Below are 24,656 nucleotides of genomic sequence, written 5' to 3' on the forward strand. Positions count from 1 at the left end.
TTATGAGACAATATAATCATTATTCAACAGAACATGCAACTGCCTGTCAGCGATAAGAGGATAGAGAAAATCACTTATTCCATGGAGTAATCGCTCCAATACCCATTTTCGGAACCATTTTAATTCCCGACATCTATGAATAACAAATTTATAGTTGGTAAATGATACGCTCATGACTATTTTCATAAGCCGATAGGTGGTATACACATGCAAAGAACTTTCCACGACTCATTAAAAGAAATATCCGGATCCGACGATTTTGCGCAAACCAGCGTGCATACGAAATGGAACTCTTTTTATTTGTCCTATTACAATACGCTCATTAGCAGAGAACAATTGCATCACGAAATATTGACCTTTCTCAAAACTCCGGAGAGCAGTATTAATCATCTGCAGGAATTGCGCGCTCTAATCCCTATTGAGGATATACGGGTATCATCTGGAGCCGATGAAATAATGGAGCATTTAATGAACGGATCCGTCTTTATACAGTTGGACGAAAACTATAACGAAGGAATATTAATCAATATCGGTGATTTAAACAGCGCCATTCGCAAAAATAACGATACCGAAAACGAATACAGCGTTGTCGGACCGAGAGTCGGGTTTGTCGAAGATATCGATACCAATCTGAAACTGATTCGCAGAATCATCAAGTCGGATAAACTCAAATTTGAAGAAAGCACCGTCGGTTCCTTATCCAAAACTAGAGTCGCTATCGGTTACATTGACGGGATAACAAGCCCTCAACACGTTAACACCGTTAGACAAAGACTTTCTGATTTTGATTTCGACGTCATCTTCGATAGTTCTTTTATCGACCAAGTCATTACAGATAACTCCAATTCGCCTTTCCCTTTATTTATGACGTCCGAACGAGTCGACCGGATCAAATATGCTCTGATCTCCGGACAGCTTGTCATCGTATGCAACGGCTCTCCGTATGTATTAATCGGACCTGCAACGATCTTCGATTTTTTCATTTCTCCTGAAGATTATTATCTCCCGTGGGTTATTGGTTCCTTCTTTCGCCTCATCCGGTATTTCGGTGTTCTTTTTTCCATTATGGCAACCCCTATCTATGTAGCCGTAACTAGTTTCCACTATTCGGTCATCCCTAGGGAACTCATGGGTTCCATTATCAACTCAAGAGTCGACGTACCCTTTATGCCCGTCGTGGAAGCCTTGTTTCTAGAAATAACGATCGAGCTTTTGCGCGAAGCAGGAGCCAGGCTCCCCACGAAGGTGGGCCAAACGCTGGGTATCGTCGGCGGTATTGTTATCGGGCAAGCGGCGGTAGCTGCCGCCCTCACAAGCAATATTCTGCTCATTTTCGTTTCTCTATCCGCTCTTGCTTCATTTACGACTCCTATTTATAAAATGTCGAACACCATTCGTTTTTTACGGTTTCCGTTAATCGGCCTTGCCGCTCTATGGGGGGGACTTGGCATTATGATGGGGATTGTGCTTATTCTGGGACACCTCTTGAGACTAAAATCGTTAGGCAATCCCTATCTCGTCCCTATGTTCCCTTTCCGTTACAAGGATTATCGAGACAGTTTCGTTCGCTCTTCCGTCGAATTCTCTTATTTACGCCCGGGGTACCTGCGTCCGCTCACGCAGAAACGGTACAACGTCCGTCCGAGAAAGGATAAAGGGGACAACTTTAACGAAGAATAGAATCTTATACCCAGGAGAAGATACGATGAAGATGATTGGTCTAAGCTTATCGCTGGCTCTCGTTCTATCGGGATGCGCCAAATTACAAATCATTGATGAAATAAAGATTGTGCAAAGTTTAGGATATGACATGGAAGGACAAGCCATAAAGGGCTTTGCATCGTACCCGTTGTACAAAACTACGCATGGGGGCAGTCCGCTTTTATTAATGGCAGGACAATCGGACACGGTTCAAGGCATTACTGCGTCGTTCACGGCCCAATCCCAGTTCCCGATCGCGCTTGGCCAGACCCGTACATTGGTATTAAGCAAAGACTTTGCAAAGCATAGACTATCGGAGCTTATCAATTCGCTTCTCCGCGATTCCGTGATGGGAAGCAATACTACCGTTGTTCTAACCAATCAAACTTCGAACAAGATACTCACGCATTCTTTGAAACAACCGCCTTATTATTTTTCGAATTTAATTGAACAAAATATGAAGGACGGAAATACGCCGACAACAAATTTACACATATTGCTGAATCAATATTTTGGCGAAGGCCAAGATATCTTCTTGCCGATTGTAAATATAGACCCGGACGGACTATTGCATATGGATGGGGCAGGTATCTTTAAAAGAGAAAAATTCACGCTGCAGATCAACCGTCAAGAGGCTTTTTTTCTAAAGCTTCTGAAAGATAAAAACCTGACAGGGCAATTGGAGTTGACAACGGGCAAAAACGAACGCATTTTAATGAATTTGTTAAATGGAAAAAGGAACATATCCCTCACGAATGAAAAGGCTGTTGTTTCTTTTGTTTTACATGCTCAGATCAAAGAATATCCGGCAACCGTAAACTTGATGGACAATAAAGAAATGAGCGATCTGAAAAATCGAGTCGAAGATGAGTTTCAGCGGAAGATCGTTGCCGTAATCGAAAAATTCCAAATTCATAACGTCGACCCTGCCGGGTTTGGAGAATTGTACAGGGGAAAATTAAAAGAATGGAACGAAGAGGATTTTTATAGAGACACCTATCCAAAGCTTAATTTTATCATCCATACTGAAGTTATCTTTTCTCAATCAGGGGTGGGGACATAATGCACAGCGCAGTTAAAGAAAATTTCAAAATGTCCGGCTTTCTTGTATTTTTTCTCATTCATTCCACTCAAACGGGAATCGGCATGCTCAGCTTTCAACGTCAGATTATTGAAAGCGCCGGACAAGATTCTTGGATTGCCGTCATTATCGCAGGTTTATGCTTACATATTGTATTATGGATGATGGTTAAGATCCTGAATAATCCCTCCAAGGATATCATCGATATTCACCGTTTTTGCTTCGGCAGGTTATTTGGGAACGCTGTATCCCTATTGTTGATCGGATACTTCTTTATTATTGCGCTTACGGTCCTGCTGGCTTACATCAACATCCTTCGGGTATGGATTTTCCCCTCTTTAAAGACGTGGGAATTATCGCTTGCGCTGCTTATCATTTTATACTACTTAATAACCGGAGGTTTCAGAGTCCTGACGGGTTTTTGTTTTTTTAGCGTACTATTATCCACCGGGCTCATGTTCTCGTTATATTTTCCATTGCAATACGGGCAGTTAAGTTATTTCTTCCCTCTATTCAACCATTCTTTCTCAGACTTATTGAAGTCCTCGCAATCTTCGAGTGTTGTCTTTCTCGGTTTTGAATCATTGCTGTTGTATTTTCCATTTTTAAAGTCCCCGCAAACTAACATAAAATGGGCGCATTTCGCCCTGCTTTTTAGCACAATCAAATATCTGGCGCTATTAATCGTTACCCTCCTTTATTTCAGCCAAGGACATCTGAGTCGAACTCTTTGGCCTACCTTAGAGATGATGAAAATCATCGAAGTGCCATTTCTTGAGAGATTCGAATATCTGTTCATTTTTATTTGGCTCATGATCATCATCCCAACCGTTTGCATTCCATTATGGTGTTGCACAAGAATAACGAAAAGATTGTTTGCGTTAAAGCCACAGTTATTTTTGGTTGTCGTACTCGCGTTCCTTTTTATCGCGGCTCAACCATTTAACGATCAGACTAAAATCTATGCTTTAAGCCGTTTCACTTCGCAAATTGGATTTTATTTCGTTATCGCTTATATCCCTCTGCTGTTTGTTCTTTATTTCGCGATAAAAAAAATGAAGGGTAAGCGGCTTGCACAGTGATTCATCCGAAATGATTCGTAACGACTTGAGCGAAACGGCTGCAGTTGGAAATGCCTCTAATTCTTTTAGGCATTTCATATCTTCTAACCATTAGAAATTTCCCTTATTCAAGAGAATTTTTCCCGCTTCCATTACTTCAACTCTTTGCTAACTTAGTGTACTCAATCGGAACCCCGGACAATTATTTTACCGATGTTGAACAAGGGGCCTTCTCTTCTGGGGCGTTCGTACCCGGCATTAAGTCTTCCCTATTCCGATGCCCACCGCTATCGGGTCCCCCTAATCGAAACATATTTTGCAAGTTTGTTTATGGAGGTAAAAATAAAAAAACAAAAACACTCCTGTTAAGCCGATCAAGCAAAATGGGCATCACCAATCCACAATGGGCATAAGTTATGATATCTCAGCTTTCAAGAAGGACGGGATATCATGAAGCCCATTTACGGAAGTTATAACGAGTGTAAAACGATTCCGGTTTACTATCCGCCGCAGTATCAACCCCAGCAGCCCGGTATCGAATCCATCATGATTCCAAGACCCGTTTCCGAAAATCCCGCATATGCCGGAAGCGGAAAGCTGCGCGATAAAGTAGCGATTATAACGGGCGGAGACAGCGGGATTGGAAGAGCTGTGGCGTACGCGTTCGCCAAAGAAGGAGCGGACATCGTCGTCGTATATTACAATGAACACGGGGATGCTCAGGAGACGTCGGCAAGGATCAATCAGTTGGGTCGAAGGTGCCTCACGCTCGCCGGAGATATCGGAGAAGAATCATTTTGCGGGCATGTGGTGGAAATGACGAACCGCACTTTCGGCCGAATCGACTGCCTGGTCAACAACGCGGCGGTGCAGTTTTATCAGGAGAGCATCGAAAACATTACGCGCGAACAGCTGGAACGGACTTTTCGAACGAATATTTTTGCGATGTTCTATCTCACCAAAGCGGCTCTCCCTTACTTGAAACCGGGAAGTACGATCATCAACACCTCTTCAGAAACCGCAAATATCGGATTTAAAGGGATGATCGACTATTCAACGACCAAAGGCGCGATTAACACGTTTACGCGTTCCTTGAGCGTGTCGCTGATCGACCGCGGAATCCGTGTAAATGCAGTTGCTCCGGGTAGAACGTGGACGCCTCTACAACCGGCATCGCTGCCTCCGCAGCTTTATATGTCGGCCGGTTTTGATCATCCTATGAGACGGGACGCCCAGCCTTGGGAGATTGCACCGGCGTACGTCTACCTAGCATCGGGCGATTCCACTTATGTGATGGGACAGGTGATCCATGTGAACGGGGGATCGGTTTTCGGTCAATAACCGCTTCGGGGTTCCCGCCAACGTTTTAATGTTAAAATGTTGGCGTTTGGAAACCTCCAAATATCCGCGCTTTTACATCGCAAAAATTATGCCAAGGGGGGAACTCAAGCCTATGCATCCGTATAATCTTATCTATTCTGTTAATCTTAGCGGTTTTTTAAGCAGCGATGGAGAAATACCAAATCTCTCCTTAAACACTTTTGAAAAGTGAGATACATTTTCAAATCCCGTAGAAAAGCAGACATCAGTTACAGAGAGTGAAGTATGAGTCAGCAGCTCTTTTGCCTTATCCATCCTACGCTTACGTATATAGTATAAAGGAGAAGTATTATAAATTTCTTTAAACTCCCGCTTAAAGGTTGATAAGCTTCTTCCAGACAAATGGGCGAGATCATTTAAAGATACGGGATTAAATATGTTTTCTTCAATAACCTCCGTAATGCTTTTTCTTTCTTTCCGTTTCAATTGCAATAGCTGAAAATAAAAATTTTCATTTGTGTCTGCCACATCAAATAGCAATTCAAGCAGTTTAATCTTGATAAGCCCACTGCTTATTTCGTCAGGTTGTTTAAAATAAGGTTTTAGAGATTCAATATAACTAATAAGACGGTCATTTACTGATTTAACCGATACTGCAACAAGAGCCGCAGGATAGGAGGGCTTAAGATCGGCCATCTTGACAAACTCGTTAATTAAATCTTCCTTTAAAAAAAACATCATATAGTCGAGCAAATATTCCTCGTCCTTCTCCCCCGACTTCTCATACTCGACAGTGATTGACTTCTGCAAGAGAACCATCTCATTCTTCTTTACCGTATATGACTGGTTCCCGTAGCGAACGGTATACTTACCTTTAAGTACAAACAAAAGCAAGTGGTCCTCAAGAAACATGCTTCCCGCGTTATTTTGTGTATGCGTACACGATTCTATGACAGATAACCCGTTCATTTCTAAAATACTCTGATGATATGGAGCAGTTGTCAATTCTAGAGGCACCTTTACAACCTTACTGGACCTTATGAGCAATATGATTCCTCCTTTCTATTTAAGATTTTCATTTAATGTTCTAACAAATCTAAAACATGATACTTTACCGATATATCAATACCCGTAGATCGGTAATAGCTGCCCCCATAACGGACAATTATTGACGCATCCCTGAATTCGTTACCAGCGATCCGGGTTTTATTCTTTTACATTTATTATAACCTAAAGCGATGGATTTACCCGTCACCGCCGAGCCGCAGGAATCGAATTTTCATTCGATCGTCCAAAGGCGGCAATTCGGCTTGCCCAAGCGTCAACAACACCAAAAATAAAATAAGACGATCCTGAGAACGATGATCAGGATCGTCTATTTTATTCCGGAGATTAATTCGAGAGTTCGATAAATTCTTTTCAGCATTTTATTTCTTAAGGATATGATGTATCTGATTCTTAGTTAGGAGTCACACTTTTGCAAGATTAATTTTCAGGCATGGGCTAAATGAACAATAAGTTAGAACTTTGTAGAAAAGCGAACCTCGTAAAATTTCGGTATAGTAAGCTTATCAATCGACAAGAACAAACAAAAATAATAACTGGTGGTGACTCACTATGCATCAATTGCGGCGCGGAGACTCTGAAAAAGCTGATATGGAAGCCAAAGTATCCTACCTTGAACTTTTCTTTGACTTGGTATTTGTTTTCACCATTACTCAGGTAGCCCATTTAGTGATCGATGCACACTCCTTATTGGATGTGTTTAAAGCTATATTGGTTCTGACCGTAATTTGGTGGATGTATGGAGGATATGCTTGGCTGGCAAATAATATCGGAACAGACCGATTTATTTATAGGATGCTGATGTTTTGCGGTATGGCCGGCTTTCTTATTATGGCCATTAGTATTCCATCTATTTTCAGGGCGGGTGGCGCTCCGTTCGGCATCGCTTTTCTACTTGTTACGATCATTCATATTCTTCTATTCAAACATTCACCTCATGTAACATCGATCAAAGCAATTACACACTTAGCTCCTTTTAACTTTTCAGCAGCTCTTTTGGTTCTTGCCTCCGGAATATTGAATACCTGGTATACATGGAGCTGGTGGTTGATGGTTGCAGCTGTTTTGGTTATTCTGAACGCTTCGTTTAAAAATCAAGGCGATAATTTTGTTATTAACACTCGGCATTTTGTTGAAAGGCACAGCTTGATTGTGCTCATTGCGTTAGGAGAAACCATTTTGTCCATAGGGTTAGGTTCCAGCCATTTCATAATCAAATTCACTTTATTTGTGTCTATAATTTTGAGTTTGGCCATCGTCATCACTTTATGGTGGAGTTATTTTCACATGGATACGATACTGGCTGAAGATTATATGTTGCAGGCATCGCTTGAGAAACGCGCTCGTTTGGCTATGCTGGCTTATTGGCATACTCATTTAATTATGATATCTGGCATTGTCATCTCTGCTTCAGGTATCGAAGTAGCCATTAAACACCTTAACGACGAATCGGTACACTCTTTTTCATGGTACTTAAATGGCGGCATTGCCTTATACCTTGTCGGGAGCGCCATATTCAGAAGATTGGTTCACATTGGACCAGTTGGAACGAGACTTGGAGCAGCCGCTCTATCTTTATTCATTCTTTTGTTCAACGCCTTCAGTTGGATGGGAACTTTACTAATGATGACAATTCAGATTTTAGTGTTAGCAGGAATGATTGTAATCGAACAACACAAGTATAAAAAATTTTCTAATTAAATCCTCAGATTGGAGCAGGGCAGACAACTCATGAAGGTTTTGATCATTGAAAATGATGTCGTCTTTGCCGATATGGTTCGAATGTATCTTGCCGAAGAAGACTTTACTGTACAAACCGCTTTTATGGCTCAGGACGGACTCATGTCATTTCATTCCTTTGCACCGGATGTTGTATTGCTCGCCCTCTCGCTTCCGGATGTGGACGGGATTACGTTGTGTAAAACTTTGCGACAGCAAGTGCAAACACCTATTATAGTTGTTTCTATCAATTCCAGAGCAAGTGAAATAATCAAGGCTTTTACTGCAGGGGCTGACGATTTCTTATCGAGACCCTTTGGTATGCAGGAATTGAAAGCAAGAATCATGATAGCGATCCGCAAATCAATGCAACCACCTTCTACGGAAAACGGTCCGGAAATTCCAGCAACTGAACATTTTCCGCAATTGCAATTGGACCCGGTTCGCCGGTCTATCTCGGTCAATGGTGATATGGTTCAGACAACATTTTCAGAATTCGAACTCTTGAAGGTTTTTTATCACCATCCATATCGAGTATTCACACGCGATGAATTAATTACGATCATTCGAGGCATTGATTACCATGTTAATGAACGTTCCATCGACGTTCATATTGCGAATCTACGGAAGAAGATCGAGAGAGACCCCAAAAAGCCGAAATATATCCAAACGGTATGGGGTCTAGGCTATCGATTTGCAAAACCTTAAATTGTGTCAATTACAACTTAAAATTGCCCACCAATCCTTGCAAAACTCCGCCATTAAAGTCCGATGATGATATTTCTTGCATGGATTCCAACGCGTTCTTCCGGGACGTTCCAATTAAATACGAATTGGAAAGCAAGAGTGCTCGAATCGAAATTCTCCGACTAACACTTTACTCGGCTCTTAAGTGGGAGAGGTGGGAAAGTTTGAAATATGGGAAGAACGGATAGTCCGTGATTGCCATCCGTTCCGTCTTCGTCAAAAGATTTGAATCAGAATTTAAGGGGAGCCCCATGATTGGGCTTTTGCAGGGGTTGCTTGCATGTGGATGGAGCCACACCAAACCTCTCTTTAAATACCTTGGAAAAATGAGCCACACTCTCGAATCCTGTCGAAAAACAAACATCCGTAACGGATAAAGAGGTGCTAAGCAGCATTTCTTTCGCGATATCCAACCGGCGATTACGGATCCAGCGTACAGGTGATGTTGTATTATAGATCGCTTGGAAATCTCGTTTAAAAGCTGATAAACTTCTGCCTGATAAGTAAGCAAGATCATTTAGCGAGACAGGGTTGGTTAAATTCTGCTCCACCACCTCCGTTATGCTCTTCCTCTTTGAATGCTTAAGCTGTAAAAACTGGAATATAAACTGTTCGTCAGCATCCGCAACATCAAACAATAATTCCAACAATTTCACTTTAATTAATCCATCCCTAATGTTATCGGGTTCCTTGAAATACGGTTTCAGTGAATAGATATAATTAATTAATCGTTCATTGACCGCTTTGACAGATACCGGTACTAACGCTGATGGATAGTTACTTTCGAGATATGCCATTTTGATAAATCCGGTGAGTAGCTCTTCTTTAAGAAAGAACATCATATAGTCCAAAACATAGTCAGATCCTTCTTCTCCCGATTTCTCATATTCAACCATGATCGATTTCTGCAGCAGAACCATTTCATTCTTCCGTATGATATATTCCTGACTGCCGAATCTTACCGTATAGGTTCCCTCTAGTACAAACAAAAGCAGATGATCCTCCAAAAACATGGTTCCCTTTAAACCTTTTGTAAAGGTACAAGACTCTACGACTGTAAGTCCTTTCATCTTCAAGATCCCCTGATTAAGCGGTTCTCTGGCTAGACCGTGAGGAATCTTTATTACTTTTTCGGCTCGCAAAAACAACTGTATTTCCTCCTTATTGTTCAACTGCTAGGAACGGATCCATGGTAACAAGGACCATACTTACGAGTAGTATGATCCTACCGCCTCCGCATTTATAAAATTCCACTCGTTAAGAAAATTTTCAGATGGAAAATCTAACTCTTGTGAGTTCTTCACTCAATGATCAGAGTCGCTTGGCAGCCAGCTCGTCTGCGGCCCACGGGCATACCCCGATTACCCTTGGTTGCTTACAGCAAGCACACCGGACAATTTGAAAGAAATACAAACAGTCATAACAAATGTGACCAGGATGATCATATGAATAAAGACCTATTGAATCGATTCCAGGCGAAAAGCAGAATGAAGGTAACAAACTTAAGCGCCATCCACAGGTGAAGTTGCCCGGCGTATAACGATCGGAATTGAAAAACCGGAGTGCGAGCGCCCCCCGGTTCAATTGAATGTATTCGATTTAGAAATTAGACATCATCATGATCTGTACCTGTAATAACGTCATGCCATGCCTGTATATCTTTTTCAAAATTAGCCGTCTTTTCCCGGTATCTTTGCAGCGAATCCTTTCCAAGCGGCAAGTGTACCGGCGGCTTCTCCGCGTTTGCAACCTGTACGATTGCCTTGGCCAACTTGACGGGATCGCCCGGTTGTTTCTTATTTGCTTGGGTAGCAAATTTTCTCATTTCTCCTACCGTTTCCGCATAATCCGGAATGATGTTACCTGACCGCGTTAGCGACGCAGCATCCAGAAATTCCGTACGGAAGAAGCCCGGGGCTACCACGGTCGCATGAATCCCAAGCGGAGCCAATTCCAATGCAAGTGACTCCGTCAATCCTTCAACAGCGAACTTCGTTGCACCATACACGCCCCATCCGATATAACCGCTCAATCCGCCAACTGACGAGATATTGATGATATGTCCAGAACGTCTTTGACGCATATGGGGCAGGACCGCCCGGGTCACATTCAACAAGCCAAAAACGTTGGTTTCGAAGTTTTTCGTCACCTCTTCAGCAGTGGCTTCTTCAACGGCACTCAACAACCCAAACCCTGCATTATTGACAAGGACATCAATTTTGCCGAATTTCTGCACGGCTTGATTCGCAGTCGCTATCGCCTGTTGTTCATCGTTAATATCCAGAAGAACAACTTGAAGATTCTGCGGATTTCCTAATTTATCAGCTAAAGACTCCGCCGAACTCCGGACCGTTGCAACAACATTATCCCCGGTTTCCAACACAGCCTTCAGGATTTCAAAACCAATGCCTCTTGCTGCCCCGGTGATAAACCAAACTTTTTGATTTGTCATATTGCTTCCTTCTTCCATTGTTTTATTTTTGCAGTACGTTATCTGCTTGGAACCTCATAATCTCATCAGTAAGCAGATATTCTGCATATTGCCGAGAGTTCGATATTAATTCTTCCTCGCTTTTATCATCGGTATCAAAGATCGTGAAAGGCCTCAAGAAGTCGGTTTCGATTAAATTACTCGTAGCATGGAAAGGGCTAAGGAGCTCATGAATCGTATAAAGATCACCGCCTCCAGGCCGATAATCAATTTCCGAGCCACCTATAGAAATTGCCAACCCAAGTTCCTTCCCTCGCAGCTTTCCACCTTTCGATGTATAGCCCCAACCGTAAGTCAGGACATCATCCAACCACTTCTTGAGAAGCGGAGGTGAACTATACCAATAAAACGGAAACTGGAAAATGATCCGATCATGCTTTTCCGCAAGTTCTTGTTCTGTTTGAACATCAATCCGCCAATCTGGATAGGATGCATATAAATCATGCACGGTAATCTGATCCGGATACTTCTTTACTTCCTCAATCCAAGCCTTGTTCACTCGAGATTTGCCCATATTAGGATGAGCGACTAGTACCAACGTCTTCACGATTACCCCCTCCTATTCTCTGGTTACTTCTTCAGTATTTGCCTTGTACATATTGTTTATGAATTCCGGATGATGTATTGACTTTAACGTATATTTGGGCTTTTCGCTTTTCTGTAAGGTCCGATATATTTGTTCATTTAGCTCATGTCCGTTTTAGAAAAGAAAAATGCACCCGCTAGAATTCCATTGGATAAACCAGGGTGGTTATTCCAATGTCCATTCTAGGGGTCCACATATGACAACGCTTGCAAATGATACGGATCTCCACTGTAAGCGCTTTTTCTTTGATAAATCTCCGTACAATAAAAAGAAGCAGAACCTTGCGGTCCTCCCCATCGATCGAAATTCATTGATATTCACATTTAAAGTTTGAGAATTCAGAGGTTATAAATATAAACGTCCAGCCCGTGCGATCGCGGCTCGAGGTCGGACCTGCGTCTGATTGCTTAAACTTCATAGTAAGAGCGCCTCCTTGATGTGTTGTCGACAAACCCATCATACCGAGGCGCTCCTTATTCCATTTTTTACATAATGTCATCAATCTTTCGGACACAGTTTGATGAGCTGTGTCGATGACGTCGCTCCAAGCTGCACACTGTCTAACCGAAGCCATTGTCGGTATGGAACTTTCCGGTCACTACTGGCTTAACGTTCCAATACATTCACCTTCCAATCAGAATTGAATCAATGTCGTAAGCGAGTTAGCTCTTATAATAATAGTTCGGAATGACTTCCCACCGTTTCCTCAGCTCATGCGCCGCTAATTTCGGCTTGCGGTCACGCGTAAATATCCCTTTTTTGTTCCCTTGAACGCGAAAGATGCCTTGACTGGTGCTGAAATCGGCAAAGTTCCATACATGTTCGCCGACAAAGTTGCTGCACTCGTCGAATACCTCATGATTCGCCTGTAAAAATTCGGACTGAAATTCCTCGGTAAACATGACGGGATCAACATCGTGGAAGCCTGCGATCGTATCCGCGCCATATTCCGTCATGATGATTGGTTTCTCTGGACAGCGTTGCCGCCACCCTTCGAACTCCTGGCGGAGTCTCGATTTCGCGATCTCCCATTCCCCGCCTTCGACGTACCAGCCGTAATACCGATTCAAGCAGAGAACGTCAACCAGATCCGATACCTTACAATGCTCCGGGCTCCCTTCTTGAAGCGTTACCACGGTGACGGGGCGTCCTTGCGGATCGCATTCCTTCGCATATCGGAGCAACGGCTCGAAGTACTCGCGCGCTCCTTCCTCAGAAGTTGCAGGCTCGTTGGCGATAGACCACATGACAACGCATGCATGGTTCTTGTCTCGTGCAATTAGTTCGCGAATTGCTTCCCGGTGCGCTTCATGGGTTCTCAGCTCTTTCCACGTGTCCCGTCTCTTCCCACCCGATAGAGTTGGAATAAAATTCAAGTGCAGACCGACGGCCGCCACCTCGTCGATAACTACGAATCCTTCCTTGTCGGCCAGTCTCATGATTTCTTCCGAGTATGGATAATGGGACGTACGGAACGAATTGGCGCCAATCCACTTCATCAATCGAAAATCCATAACATTCGCCGCCTCGTTGATGCCGCGTCCATGAATCGGCGAATCTTCGTGTTTGCCGAAGCCTTTGAAGTAGAACGGTTTGCCGTTGATTAGGAACTTGCCGCCAGTCACTTCCACAGTCCGGATGCCAAAGGGTTGATCATACTCGTCGATGATCTCTCCGCCTTGAACCAGCTCGACCTTTAAAGTATACAAATAAGCATTCATAGGCTCCCAAAGCTTAGCCTCCGCCAGCAAGAAACTCCCTTGCATCCCTTCTCTCTGGGCAACGACGGCTCCCGCTTCATCCAGGATGTTGACACGCACGTCGGACTCGCCGACGATGTCAACCTTGTAGCTCACTTCCGCGGAGCCGTCATCCTTGACGCTCGATATAATCTGTACATCTTGTGTATAGCTCCAAGGCGTCGTGTAGATCTTCACTGGACGATGAAGCCCCGCATAGTTAAAGAAATCGAAATTGGGATTATTCCGAGCGACTTTGCCCAAACCTTCAATCTCGCGCTCCACGAAATGTCCCACGGGCAGAGTCGATTCATCCAAAATATTATTGACGGCAACTGTCAGCCTATTTTTATGCGGTAGCAGATGGCCGTTCAGTTCCACTTCGAACGGTGTAAAACCGCCCGTATGCTCCACCGCCAACGTTCCGTTGACATACACCTTCGCTTCATGGGTTGCCGAGCTGAACCGAAGAACGATTCGCTGCGAGGTAAGCGCCTTCGGAATTATAATTTCCCTTTCGTACCAAACCCAACCTACATGATTTCGAATTTCGGCGTTCACGCCGACATCGTTGTATGAAGATGGAACAGCCATCGCAATCGCGCCGCTTAGCGGCTGCAGCTGCCATCCTTCCTGTAATCCGATCCCGGGATCGATTTTAAAATTCCAAATGCCGGACAAATCGATAACGCAGCGAGAAGACGTATTGATGGGGTATAACATCCTTATCACTCCTCATCATGAATAATAGATGTACAGCGCGAATACCCACCCGCGCTGTACAAAACCTTTTACTGCTTGGAATCAATAATTTTTTGAACCTTTTCTTGCGTGTTGCGAATCGTCGTATCAATGTCGCCGCCGGATAACATCAGATTATCGAACTCCTCCAAGAACACCTTTTCTAACTCCGCATGGTACGGAACAGCGACAGCAGCGGTGGTCTGCTTCGTGTTTTCGAGAACGTACATCAAGGACTCCTTATCGATCATTTCAGGCGTTTTCGTGCCTGCAATGATGTTGTCTACAACTTCACTCAGATCGGTTTTTTTCCACGAAGGGAAGTTCTTGCCTTGCAAGACGATCCCTTCCGTTGTGAACCAGCGGATAAAGGTGTAAGCTGCTTCTTTATGCTTGGATTTGCTGTATATGCCAAACACATCGCCGCCGACGTTGGCAGAGATCGGATCCCCTTCGTTCATCGTCGGGAATGGAGCGAACACGGTTTTGAATGTTGCAGGTACTTGCTCCGTTCCCCCTGCTTCCGGCACCAAGAACGATGCCATCGGAATCATGCTCGTATCTTGGTTAAAGTATTGTGGACGGTAATTCAACTTTTGGCTCACAATTTCCGAGTAAGGCGTCGCCGATCCTTCTTGTTCTCCTTGCAGACGAATCTCCAGCGACTTCCTTATAGCAGGAGTATCGATATTTGCTTTCAAGCCATCGTCCGTCGTGAGATTCGCTCCGGTGGAGGATTGCCCCATATTCTGAATGAAATAACCGAACTGAATCCAGCTGTGGAAGTAGGTGCCGTATTGCGTTTTGCCGTTTGCCGTCGTCGTCATCGCCTTGGCATACTCCATATACTGGTCCCAGGTCCATTCCTTCGGAAGCTCCAGTCCCGCTTCCTGGAGACGATTCTCGTTGATGAATACCATCGGCGTAGAAAGCTTGCCTGGCAAACCATATGTCACATCTTCAATGCGTGTGTCCGCGGAGTACTCGTCCGCCAGAGAGACGCCATCCTTCTCTAAATACGTATCGATTGGCTCTAACAAACCGAGCTCGGCGCGCTGACTGAGAAAGGCCATGTTACTAAACATAAGAACATCCAAGTCATCGCCAGAAGCCGCGGCCAAATCCAGTTTTTTATAATATTCGTTCGAGTTGTTGTCTTCCGCGGAGTGGAACTCCACTTTGATATCGGGATGTTTCTTCTCGAACTCCTGGATTACGAGATCCCAATTATCGGCTTTCTTCGGATACCAAGTATGCAATTTAATCGTGACTGCCCCGTCTGAAGATCCATTGCCTACCGTCTCCTCTGCAGGACTATTGCCGCCTGTCCCAGAGCATGCTGTTGTTGCTAGCGCTACCAAAGCTGAAACGACAAGCGCCTGATTCCATTTCTTCTTCAACATAGAAATTCCCCCTTGAACAATAGTTATCTATCCTTTGACACTTCCCGAGGCCACACCTTCAATAACTTGTTTCTGGCCTACGATGAAGATGATCAACAGCGGCAAGATTGCGGAAACGGCTCCCGCCATCATAAGCGAATAAAATTCGCCGTTAAAATCGGCAAACTTCCGAATCCCCAATTGAAGCGTGAACAAGGCATCCGAGCGCAGGAAAATAAGAGGATTCTGATAATCGTTCCATGTCCAGATGAAACGCAGGATCATATAAGTCGCAAGCGCCGGCTTGACTAACGGCAGCCCTATCCGGAAGAAAATAATCCAATGATTCGCGCCGTCGATCCGCGCAGATTCGATAATTTCATTATGGACGCTCATGAAGAACTGGCGCAGCAAGAACGTGCCAAGTACTCCCGATGCCGCAAGCAATACAAGACCCAGGTGGCTATCGAACAGACCAAGCCAACGAAACATCATAAATTGCGGAACAAGGATCGCCTGATGAGGAATCATATAAGTAGCCAGCACTAAGATAAACATAGCTTCCCGGCCTTTGAAGTTCACCTTGGAAAATCCGTAAGCGGCCATAGCAGAGATGACTAACGACAATGCGGTCGCCATCAACGTCACTTTAATGCTATTCAAATAATAAAGAGTGAATGGAACGGTACCTGACCAGACTTGCGTGTAATTTTCTAGCATGTTCCATGATTTTGGAATCCATTGTATCGGGTATGTCATGACCTCCAATTCAGGCTTGAACGAGGCCGATAACATCCATATGAATGGCAGGATAAATAATATCCCGGCGATTCCCATTAAAGCCGTGACGAACAGGCGGCTCGCGCGGACGGATTGCATATGTGTATTCCCCCTAGTAATTTACCCATTTCTTCTGACCCACCCATTGGATAAGCGTCACGAACAAGATCAAGAGCAGCAGCACGATCCCCATAGCCGACGCATAACCGGATTGCAGGTTAACGAATGCCGCTTCGTAAAGGTAATAAACGATGACGGATGTAGAGCCGGCGGGACCGCCGCCGGTCAACACCATAATGAGATCAAAAACCTTGAATGAGCCAACCACCCCTGTAATGAGCAAAAAGAAAGTTGTCGGCGAAAGCATTGGCAAGGTGATGCTGAAAAATTGTCTCACAGGAGAAGCGCCATCCACGTCGGCCGCCTCGTAAATATCCTTGGGAATCCCTTGCAAGCCGGCTAAATAAATGACCATGTTAAAACCAAGCGAAGTCCAAACCATAATAATCATGACTGCAATCAGCGCGAATTGCGGGTCCGCCAGCCAAAGCGGAGGATTCTCAATGCCGATTCCCCGCAAAAATCCGTTAATCGGTCCGCTGTTGGGATGGAACAAGACTCTCCATAGTAAAGCGATCGCCACGAAACTCGAAATAAAAGGCATAAAGTAGATGACTTTGAAGAAATCTTTAAAGTAAGTCGCTTTGTTAATCAAAGCCGCGAGCACCAGCGCCAGAAGCATGGATACCGGGACGACCGCGATCATGATGACGTTGTTCCGAAGCGCTCGATGGAACCCTTCATCATGCAACAAATCCTTATAATTCTCAAAACCGATAAAGTTCAGCCCTTCGAGTCCAGCGATGAAGTTCCACTCGGTAAAACTAATCACCGCTGACAAAATAATCGGGATAACGACCAGCGTCATAGTCAACAACAACATTGGCAAAATAAATACGTACCCATTAATCATGTCGTAAAACCCTTGCTTACGGATTCGGAGAGCCTTCCCTTTTCTCGCCCCCTGATCCAATCCACTTCTCGTTGTCTGCTCCAAATTTGCCACCTCACTGTCCTCTGTGTCTTCCTCATTATAGGTGCCTCGTTCCAGGCAAACATGCAACGATTTTTTCTATATCAAAAAAGTTTTGCGATATTTTTTCCCGTATTGCAAAAAATGTTGAATGAATGGTTCTTCAGCATGCTGTAGTATTGCTTTATAAAGAAGAATGGCTGCGAGAGGTGGCACAAATCATGAGTGTTATATGGAATCCCAAACATTTATCCTTGCGGCAGAAGCTGATCCTGACATCGATTGCTTGTCTGGTGTTGCCTACGGTAGCTATGTTGTATATTAGCAGCTACTACTCCAAGTTAATTATTCGAGAGCACACGCTTGAGAAAGCAACGCAATCCCTTGCCATCGTACAATCTCAAGCCAACGCGATTATGGAAGAGCTTGTGTCTATCTCGAATTTCGTCCAATTCGATCCCGAGATCAAAACCTTGCTGGAAGAAGCCCGGGATCATCCGATTGCTGCTAGACAGCTGACGACCCGGTTAGAGCAGATTGCGGGAGAGAAGCCTGACTTACGGCTTACGTTGCTTACAAAGGATGGCCGCGCTTATTCCGATTATTCCTTTTACGATTTCGAGCCTCAGCAATTTATTCAGCAAGACTGGTTCGCCAAGATATCCCGACTGACGGCATACGAAACGTTATTTTTGGGTGGATTGCGAAACTACTTGCCGACGCTAGACCATGATCAAGGATATGTCTATCTGACGGCTCGGGCATTGACGGAGACAATTGACAAAGCCCCCTTCGCCTATTTGATTGTCAGTCGAACGGAAGACTCCATTCGGGATCTCTTCGCCGGTATGGAAGAGGATGTTTACCTGCTAAATGACGACAATTGCATTCTATCCAATCGAAATGCCGACGTAATTGGTCAGCCATTCGGCACGATTATGAACGAGGAGACAAGCTCATCGCCAAGTATCATTCACCTGCGAGGAGAGAATCAAATTCATCTCTCGCTTCCTCTTCGTTACGCGGGCTGGAGACTCGTAAGCCTGGCTCCTTACGAGCAGCTTACCGGTAAATTAAATACCTTCTATCAGTCCGCTTTATTGCTGCAATCGCTGTTTGGCGTTTTTTTCTTACTTGCTTTAACCTATTTATTAAGGCGGTTCACGAAACCGGTTCGATTGCTGGGGCAGGCGGCCAAGAAGGTGGAATCCGGGGAATTGCAATATCGCTCCAATATTCGCGGCCGTGACGAGATTGGGCGGCTAGGACGCTCATTCGACATGATGTTAGATCGGATTGAGCAGATGCTCCAGCAGGTAGAGATCGAACAAGAATTGAAGAGGCAAGCGGAAATGGCGATGCTGCAGGCGCAAGTACATCCGCACTTTTTGTTCAATGTCCTAAGTTCTATACGCTTGAAATTATTATTGAAGCATGATGAAGACACCGCCCATGTTGTCGGCTCCTTAGCCTCGTTGCTGCGGGCAAGCTTGTCAAGGCAGAATGAATTCGTGACGCTTTATGCCGAGATTGAAACGACGATGCAGTATATTGATTTAATGAAATTTACGATGAGGTTCCCGACCGAGTGCCACTTGGACATTCATCCGGACCCTTTAACCATCACCGTACCAAGGTTTATCTTGCAGCCAATCATTGAGAATGCTTATAAACATGGTTTTACGCAGAGCGGCGGTATCATCACGATTAAGGTAGTAACGAATGCTCATATGTTGCGCATCACGATCGAAGACAATGGTCTGGGCATAACACCGGAGACGCTTCAGACACTGAAGGATCGATTCAATGTCCAGAAGCAGGTCTTAATAGAGCAGATGATTGCAGGTGAGCGTACAACCGCCTCCGGGATCGGATTGTTTAACGTGTACAGCAGATTGAAGCTAATATACAGTGACCGTTTCGAGTTGAACATTCATAGCGTGTACGGCGAAGGGACGACGGTCGTATTAATATTGCCTGCTGCCGAGCCGGCCGAACCTGTAGAAGTAGGTGAACATCATGTTTAAAGTCGTTATTGCAGACGACCATTACCCCGTGCTTGATTATTTAAGCAACATCATTCCTTGGACCAAGCTTGGACTTGAGCTTTCCGCGGTCTGCTCCAATGGAGGCGAAGCATGGGAAGCCTGCCGGAAGCAACAGCCGGACATTCTCATTACGGATATCGGCATGCCCGTGATGGACGGTCTTGATCTCATCGAGAAGGCACGCGGTGCGAATCCTCGTTTGAAAACCGTTATTTTATCCTGTCACGAGGATTTTCAATATGCCCAGAGAGCCGTTAAGCTTAACGTAAACGATTATATTCTGAAGGAAAGTCTTCGCATGGAGCATGTCGTTACCGTTCTTCAGCAGCTTGCTTACTTGTTAGCCGAAGAGAAACAAGCCGAGGACAACCGTCTCCAGCTCCAGAACGTCGTGCAGCAAAATCTATCCGCCATTCATACCCGATTTATTCGCAAGCTGCTGGAGCAGCCGATATGGAACGAAGCGGAATGGAACGACGAAGCCGAGAGAATGGGCATTCATCTCCGTGTTGGCATTCCATACCTGCCTGTTGCAGTGTTGCCGGAGCGTTCCTTCGAGCTGGAAATCCGGTTTGGCGGAGCAATTAATATGCAATTCGTCATCGATAACGCCTTGCAGGAATTAGTTCAATTCGACGGCGTTATCTTGCTTGTACTGAACGAACGCCAATACTTCCTTCTGTTTCCTTTCCCGGCCACGTTGAAACGTAATCTTCATGAGGACATCCGAGCCGAGATGAAGCGCGTTCAACAATTAGTGCACCAGCATCTTAGTATCGGAATCTCGTTCTATCGCGGGGATGTGACTCGGGATTTCCTGCAATTGAAGAAGCAATTACAAGATTTGATGAATGTAAAGACGTTCCGTTTCTATGCAGGAGAGCTCGTCTATGCGGAGCTGCGGCCGCTCCAAACGACGAAAGAAGATTTGTTCCTGCATTATGCCAAAGCCTTTCAGGAGCTGAAGGACAGCATGCTTGGAGGAGAGAAGGCGCTCATTCATAACACGGTCAATCGATGGGGAACGTTCATTCAAGTACGTGTGTATCCTGTCGAATCCGTCAAAAGCTGGGTATTGAAAATGGCTTTGGAGCTCGAGCTCAAGTATACGGTGATGCAAAACTTCGTGACCAACTTCAACAGCGAGCTGCAGCAGCAACAAATCGCCTCCATCGAAACGCTGGAGCATCTCTTGGAATGGCTTCGGATCTTTCTCGAAGAGAAAGCGACCGATATTCAGACGCTCCGCGACCATTCGGTACGGAGGGAGATCGCGGAAGCCCAACGTTACATTCAAACCCATATCGGAGAGAAAATCGCAATGGACGAGATGGCCCATCGGTTGAATCTGAATCCGTCTCACTTCAGTCGTATTTTCAAGCAGGAAACTGGGGAAACCTTCGTCGAATTCGTTACGCGAACGAAGATGGAGAAAGCAAAGGAGCTATTAAATCAGTCCGACATGACCATCGTAGAAATCGCAGAGCAGCTAGGCTACGAGCATACCAGCTACTTTATTAAACTGTTCCGCAACGCCTCCGGCATGTCTCCGAACGAGTATCGTAAATCGATGTGAGCTCATTGAATCGTGAACTCCCCCTACTTAGGGGCAATAGCAGAAAGATGGCTGACCAATGATTATTTAAAGAAAATAGGCGAAATCGACGAAATCCGACATCTTCAGATGAGGATCGAGTTAAACTAGGACACAAGAGATTGGATTTCCTTAATCACCTGTTCAACTCGAACATCTTTAAAGCTTTCGTTGTCATAAATGATCAACACATTGCCAACTTGATATTTTTCATGTGCTGCCACATCAGCAGCTGCCGTCTTATCTTCAAAATCTCTTATTCCCTTCTTAGCACCACTACCGGAAGAATAAATATAAATGCTGATTAACTGATCGTCATTGATTATAAAAGGCTCAGGTGCGACACCATTCAAGGTCATTAAAAATACACTCTCTTTATTTAATTCTGTTGGCTCTTCTAGGGGAATACCTTGTTTTTCAAACAAGTCTTTGATTTGAACTATTGATATTGTTTTCTCGTTGCAACCTGTTATAACAGCAATACAAGCAATGATGACAATAATCATTCGAAGTCTCATTTTACATTCCTCTTTTCCCAAATTGCTTATTAGACGTTCTGACTGGTGAGAATGTTACCTCGACCTTGCAATTGAAGGGTGGTTGAATAATCCTGCCCAAAAGCGCTTAATGAGGCTGCCGATCTTTCCGGCAGCCTCGTCTTAGTTGCTGGATGGAAATAACGTGTCCCGTTAACGTTAACAAATGCCGAAAATCCGCTTCACTATCGCCATCCGAGTCCTATTTTAATCGCCAATATAGAAGATACAGTGGAACAAAGCGACGAAAAATTCCGGTTCTTGGATTGGGGAAGCAGCTTCGATCTCCAACTCTGCCTTGAGCCATTCCGTTCTTGTGAGACCCCTATCATATTTGAAAATTCAACTTGGTTATACTCATATAACTTTCTAATCCGTTTAATCCTTTCCCCAACCGAAGCCATTCTAACACCCCTTTAAGATAAAAAAAGAGTCCCGATGACATGAATCACATCATCGGGACTAACTTGATGGGCCAACACTTTTTTATCACCAGACACTTAGCTGCTTCTGCTCAGAACAAAACTTTATTGTAGTGAATCAGCAGAACTTAACTATAATGTTAAATCACATACTATATTGAAAAGGCACCAACTATATTGTCAAGACACCAACTTTAATGTCACTGAACATTTTTTCTGTTTACTAATCTCCTCTTACTCCACCGTCACGCTCTTCGCCAAATTCCGCGGCTTATCAACGTCATGACCCAAAGCCAGCGAAGCGTAGTACGAAATCAATTGAAGCGGCAAGACCGAAAGGGCTGGCGTTAGAAGCGGCAGCGTCTTCGGAATCGTGAACAGCTCGTCGACGGATTTTGCCGCTTCGGCTTCGAAGCCGGCGTTAGCGATACCGAGGACGTGTGCTCCGCGTGCTTTCACTTCTTTGATGTTGCTGAGCGTTTTCTCGTATAGCGCTTCTTGAGTAACGAGCGCGATAACCGGAATGCCGTCCTCGATCAGCGCGAGCGTACCGTGCTTCAACTCGCCTGCCGCGTAAGCTTCGGAGTGAATATACGAGATTTCTTTCAGCTTGAGCGATCCTTCTTGCGCGACAGCGTAGTCTACGCCGCGGCCGATGAAGAATAGGCTCTTGTGATGCGAGATCGATTCCGCCACTTGCTTCAGCACAACGGATTGCTCCAGAATGCTCTCCACTTGCTCAGGCAACTGGTGCAGACCTGCGATCAGCTCTTCGACTGCGGATTGCTCTTGCGTGCCAAGCACGCCAGCCAGATGCAAGCCGAACAGGTAGAACGCGATCAGCTGCGATGTGTAAGCTTTGGTCGAAGCAACCGCGATTTCAGGTCCTGCCCAAGTGACGATCACATCGTCCGCTTCACGGGCAACCGAGCTGCCGACTACGTTCGTGATCGCGAGGACGCGAGCCCCATTGCGTTTCGCTTCGCGCAGCGCTGCCAGCGTATCCGCTGTCTCGCCGGATTGGCTCACAACGATAACAAGCGTGTCAGGCGTGATAATTGGCGAACGGTAGCGATACTCGGATGCGACATCGTTTTCTGCCGGTATGCGGGCAAGTGACTCGATGACCGATTTACCGACAAGTCCTGCGTGGTACGCCGTACCGCAAGCGACGATATGCACCTTGCGAATCGATTTGATATATTCGGAAGTCATTGTAAGTTCTTTCAAGAATACCGATTTGTTGTCATCGGCAATGCGGCCAAGCATCGTGTCGCGATACGCCTTCGGCTGCTCGTAAATTTCCTTGAGCATGAAGTGATCGTAACCGGCTTTCTCCGCCGTTACTAGATCCCAATCGACATGAAATATTTCCTTGGAAATAATTTCGCCTTCTGTCGTCATCAGTTCGACACCATTACGTGTCAATACGGCCATTTCGCCGTCGTCCAAAATATAGACGTTGCGAGTATGCTCGAGGATCGCCGGAATGTCGGATCCGATGAAGTTCTCGCCTTCGCCGATACCGATAACGAGCGGGCTTGCGAAACGTACGGCTACCAAGCGCTCTGGCTCATACTCTGTCAAGACGCCAAGCGCGTATGCTCCGCGCATGCGCTTCACAGCACGTTGCACCGCTTCGACAATATTGCCGTCGTATTCTTCGGCAATCAGATGAGAGATGATCTCCGTATCCGTCTCCGACACGAATACATGGCCTTTCGCAGCAAGCTCATCCTTCAAATCCAGATAATTTTCGATAATGCCGTTATGCACGACAGAGAACTTCGCCGAGTTGTCCGTATGCGGATGCGAGTTCACGTCCGACGGCTTGCCATGCGTTGCCCAGCGTGTATGGCCGATACCGACGGAGCCTTCCAGCGGATCGCCTTTCAGCTTATCTTCGAGATTAGCCAAACGTCCTTTGGATTTTGTAATTTCCAGTCCGTTCTTGGTGAAAACAGCGATACCTGCGGAATCGTAACCGCGGTACTCCAGTTTCTTCAAGCCTTCGATCAAAATGTCCTGCGAATCCCTTTTACCAATATATCCAACTATTCCACACATATTTAATAAGCCTCCGTAAGGTGTATTTCCCGCCTTCGCCCGGATGCCGGCCTTGCCAATGTGCGGCACAAGCACTATGAAGTTGTCACAAATTAATCCCAAACGTTGCGATAAAATGTAACCCTTCTGCCCGTGCTCGCCCCGCAGGCAGCATCTTGGACATACGGGATCAATATCAGCCTGCCGCAATTTTGTAAGACTGGTCGCCCGGCCTCTTTGATTTGCGGCTTTCGGTTGGCTTGTTTTACCGGAAGGTCCCCGCCGAATGTTCCGAACACCTTCACCTCGTCAGCTTCCCGTATAAATAAAGTGTTTACTAACCGCACTCCATTTATCACGCAAGCTCTGGCGCTTATGTTGCTTATTTAACCTCTACCCTCGCTTTCCTTCTTGAATCATACTCTATCATATTCAATCTGGGTGCTTTCTGCAACCTGTTTTCTGAAAATGGACAGCTTACCAGCTGCCAAATATGACATTTGCATGTCCTTTAGCGGCACTAGCCTGCCAAAAACAAGGACCAGCCGGGTTCCCTACCCAGCC

At 45.2% G+C, this 24,656-nt stretch carries 19 protein-coding genes; 8 read left to right on the forward strand and 11 right to left on the reverse strand.

Annotated features, from left to right (window positions below; translation table 11 throughout):
• Positions 1 to 207 precede the first annotated feature (207 nt).
• The 4 genes from J2T14_RS25515 (at position 208) to J2T14_RS25530 (ending at position 5,184) form a co-directional block, all read left to right on the forward strand.
• Positions 208 to 1,680 (forward strand): spore germination protein, encoded by a 1,473-nt coding sequence (locus J2T14_RS25515; RefSeq protein WP_307475439.1) that lies wholly within the window; start codon positions 208 to 210, stop codon positions 1,678 to 1,680.
• 25 nt (positions 1,681 to 1,705) lie between these two features.
• On the forward strand, positions 1,706 to 2,764 hold the full coding sequence (locus J2T14_RS25520) for a Ger(x)C family spore germination protein (RefSeq protein ID WP_307475441.1): 1,059 nt from the start codon (positions 1,706 to 1,708) through the stop codon (positions 2,762 to 2,764).
• Complete coding sequence (locus tag J2T14_RS25525) at positions 2,764 to 3,864, forward strand: GerAB/ArcD/ProY family transporter (RefSeq protein ID WP_307475443.1); 1,101 nt, start codon at positions 2,764 to 2,766, stop codon at positions 3,862 to 3,864. The genes J2T14_RS25520 and J2T14_RS25525 overlap by 1 nt, the downstream gene beginning before the upstream one ends.
• 429 nt (positions 3,865 to 4,293) lie before the next feature.
• Positions 4,294 to 5,184: an SDR family oxidoreductase gene (locus tag J2T14_RS25530; RefSeq protein ID WP_307475445.1), complete on the forward strand. Its 891-nt coding sequence runs from the start codon at positions 4,294 to 4,296 to the stop codon at positions 5,182 to 5,184.
• Positions 5,185 to 5,316: 132 nt separating this feature from the next.
• On the opposite strand, the gene J2T14_RS25535 is transcribed toward J2T14_RS25530, so the two are convergent.
• Positions 5,317 to 6,168 (reverse strand): AraC family transcriptional regulator, encoded by an 852-nt coding sequence (locus J2T14_RS25535; RefSeq protein ID WP_307475448.1) that lies wholly within the window; start codon positions 6,166 to 6,168, stop codon positions 5,317 to 5,319.
• Positions 6,169 to 6,780: 612 nt separating this feature from the next.
• On the opposite strand from J2T14_RS25535, the gene J2T14_RS25540 reads away from it, so the two are divergent.
• Both J2T14_RS25540 and J2T14_RS25545 read left to right on the forward strand, forming a co-directional pair.
• Positions 6,781 to 7,929, forward strand: coding sequence for a low temperature requirement protein A (locus tag J2T14_RS25540; RefSeq protein ID WP_307204923.1), 1,149 nt, complete (start codon positions 6,781 to 6,783; stop codon positions 7,927 to 7,929).
• Between the two features lie 30 nt (positions 7,930 to 7,959).
• A complete protein-coding gene (locus J2T14_RS25545) occupies positions 7,960 to 8,655 on the forward strand; it encodes a response regulator transcription factor (protein WP_307475450.1) in 696 nt (231 codons plus the stop codon).
• Between the two features lie 269 nt (positions 8,656 to 8,924).
• Here J2T14_RS25545 and J2T14_RS25550 read toward each other — a convergent pair whose 3' ends face one another.
• From J2T14_RS25550 to J2T14_RS25580, 7 genes are all read right to left on the reverse strand, one after another.
• A complete protein-coding gene (locus tag J2T14_RS25550) occupies positions 8,925 to 9,842 on the reverse strand; it encodes an AraC family transcriptional regulator (RefSeq protein ID WP_307475452.1) in 918 nt (305 codons plus the stop codon).
• A 458-nt stretch (positions 9,843 to 10,300) separates the two neighbouring features.
• Positions 10,301 to 11,146: an oxidoreductase gene (locus J2T14_RS25555; protein WP_307204919.1), complete on the reverse strand. Its 846-nt coding sequence runs from the start codon at positions 11,144 to 11,146 to the stop codon at positions 10,301 to 10,303.
• A 22-nt stretch (positions 11,147 to 11,168) separates the two neighbouring features.
• The gene (locus J2T14_RS25560; RefSeq protein ID WP_307475455.1) at positions 11,169 to 11,732 is read right to left on the reverse strand and encodes an NAD(P)H-dependent oxidoreductase; all 564 of its coding nucleotides are present in this window, start codon (positions 11,730 to 11,732) and stop codon (positions 11,169 to 11,171) included.
• A gap of 701 nt (positions 11,733 to 12,433) precedes the next feature.
• A complete protein-coding gene (uidA, locus tag J2T14_RS25565; protein ID WP_307475457.1) occupies positions 12,434 to 14,233 on the reverse strand; it encodes a beta-glucuronidase in 1,800 nt (599 codons plus the stop codon).
• A 68-nt stretch (positions 14,234 to 14,301) separates the two neighbouring features.
• Positions 14,302 to 15,654 (reverse strand): ABC transporter substrate-binding protein, encoded by a 1,353-nt coding sequence (locus tag J2T14_RS25570; protein WP_307475459.1) that lies wholly within the window; start codon positions 15,652 to 15,654, stop codon positions 14,302 to 14,304.
• A 27-nt stretch (positions 15,655 to 15,681) separates the two neighbouring features.
• Positions 15,682 to 16,512: a carbohydrate ABC transporter permease gene (locus J2T14_RS25575; RefSeq protein ID WP_307475461.1), complete on the reverse strand. Its 831-nt coding sequence runs from the start codon at positions 16,510 to 16,512 to the stop codon at positions 15,682 to 15,684.
• A gap of 13 nt (positions 16,513 to 16,525) precedes the next feature.
• A complete protein-coding gene (locus J2T14_RS25580) occupies positions 16,526 to 17,386 on the reverse strand; it encodes a carbohydrate ABC transporter permease (protein ID WP_307475463.1) in 861 nt (286 codons plus the stop codon).
• Between the two features lie 281 nt (positions 17,387 to 17,667).
• On the opposite strand from J2T14_RS25580, the gene J2T14_RS25585 reads away from it, so the two are divergent.
• Positions 17,668 to 19,473, forward strand: coding sequence for a sensor histidine kinase (locus J2T14_RS25585; RefSeq protein ID WP_307475465.1), 1,806 nt, complete (start codon positions 17,668 to 17,670; stop codon positions 19,471 to 19,473).
• Positions 19,466 to 21,070 (forward strand): helix-turn-helix domain-containing protein, encoded by a 1,605-nt coding sequence (locus J2T14_RS25590; protein ID WP_307475467.1) that lies wholly within the window; start codon positions 19,466 to 19,468, stop codon positions 21,068 to 21,070. Before J2T14_RS25585 ends, J2T14_RS25590 begins: the two co-directional genes overlap by 8 nt.
• 125 nt (positions 21,071 to 21,195) lie before the next feature.
• Here J2T14_RS25590 and J2T14_RS25595 read toward each other — a convergent pair whose 3' ends face one another.
• From J2T14_RS25595 to glmS, 3 genes are all read right to left on the reverse strand, one after another.
• The gene (locus J2T14_RS25595; RefSeq protein ID WP_307475469.1) at positions 21,196 to 21,606 is read right to left on the reverse strand and encodes a hypothetical protein; all 411 of its coding nucleotides are present in this window, start codon (positions 21,604 to 21,606) and stop codon (positions 21,196 to 21,198) included.
• 225 nt (positions 21,607 to 21,831) lie between these two features.
• Positions 21,832 to 21,966 carry a tubby C-terminal domain-like protein gene (locus J2T14_RS31105; protein ID WP_444939717.1) on the reverse strand — a complete coding sequence of 45 codons (135 nt, stop codon included), beginning with the start codon at positions 21,964 to 21,966 and terminating at the stop codon, positions 21,832 to 21,834.
• A 314-nt stretch (positions 21,967 to 22,280) separates the two neighbouring features.
• The gene (glmS, locus tag J2T14_RS25600; protein WP_307475471.1) at positions 22,281 to 24,113 is read right to left on the reverse strand and encodes a glutamine--fructose-6-phosphate transaminase (isomerizing); all 1,833 of its coding nucleotides are present in this window, start codon (positions 24,111 to 24,113) and stop codon (positions 22,281 to 22,283) included.
• Positions 24,114 to 24,656 lie beyond the last annotated feature (543 nt).

The sequence above is a fragment of the Paenibacillus harenae genome, assembly GCF_030812415.1.
In the GTDB taxonomy this organism is placed as follows: Bacteria; Bacillota; Bacilli; order Paenibacillales; family Paenibacillaceae; genus Pristimantibacillus; species Pristimantibacillus harenae_A.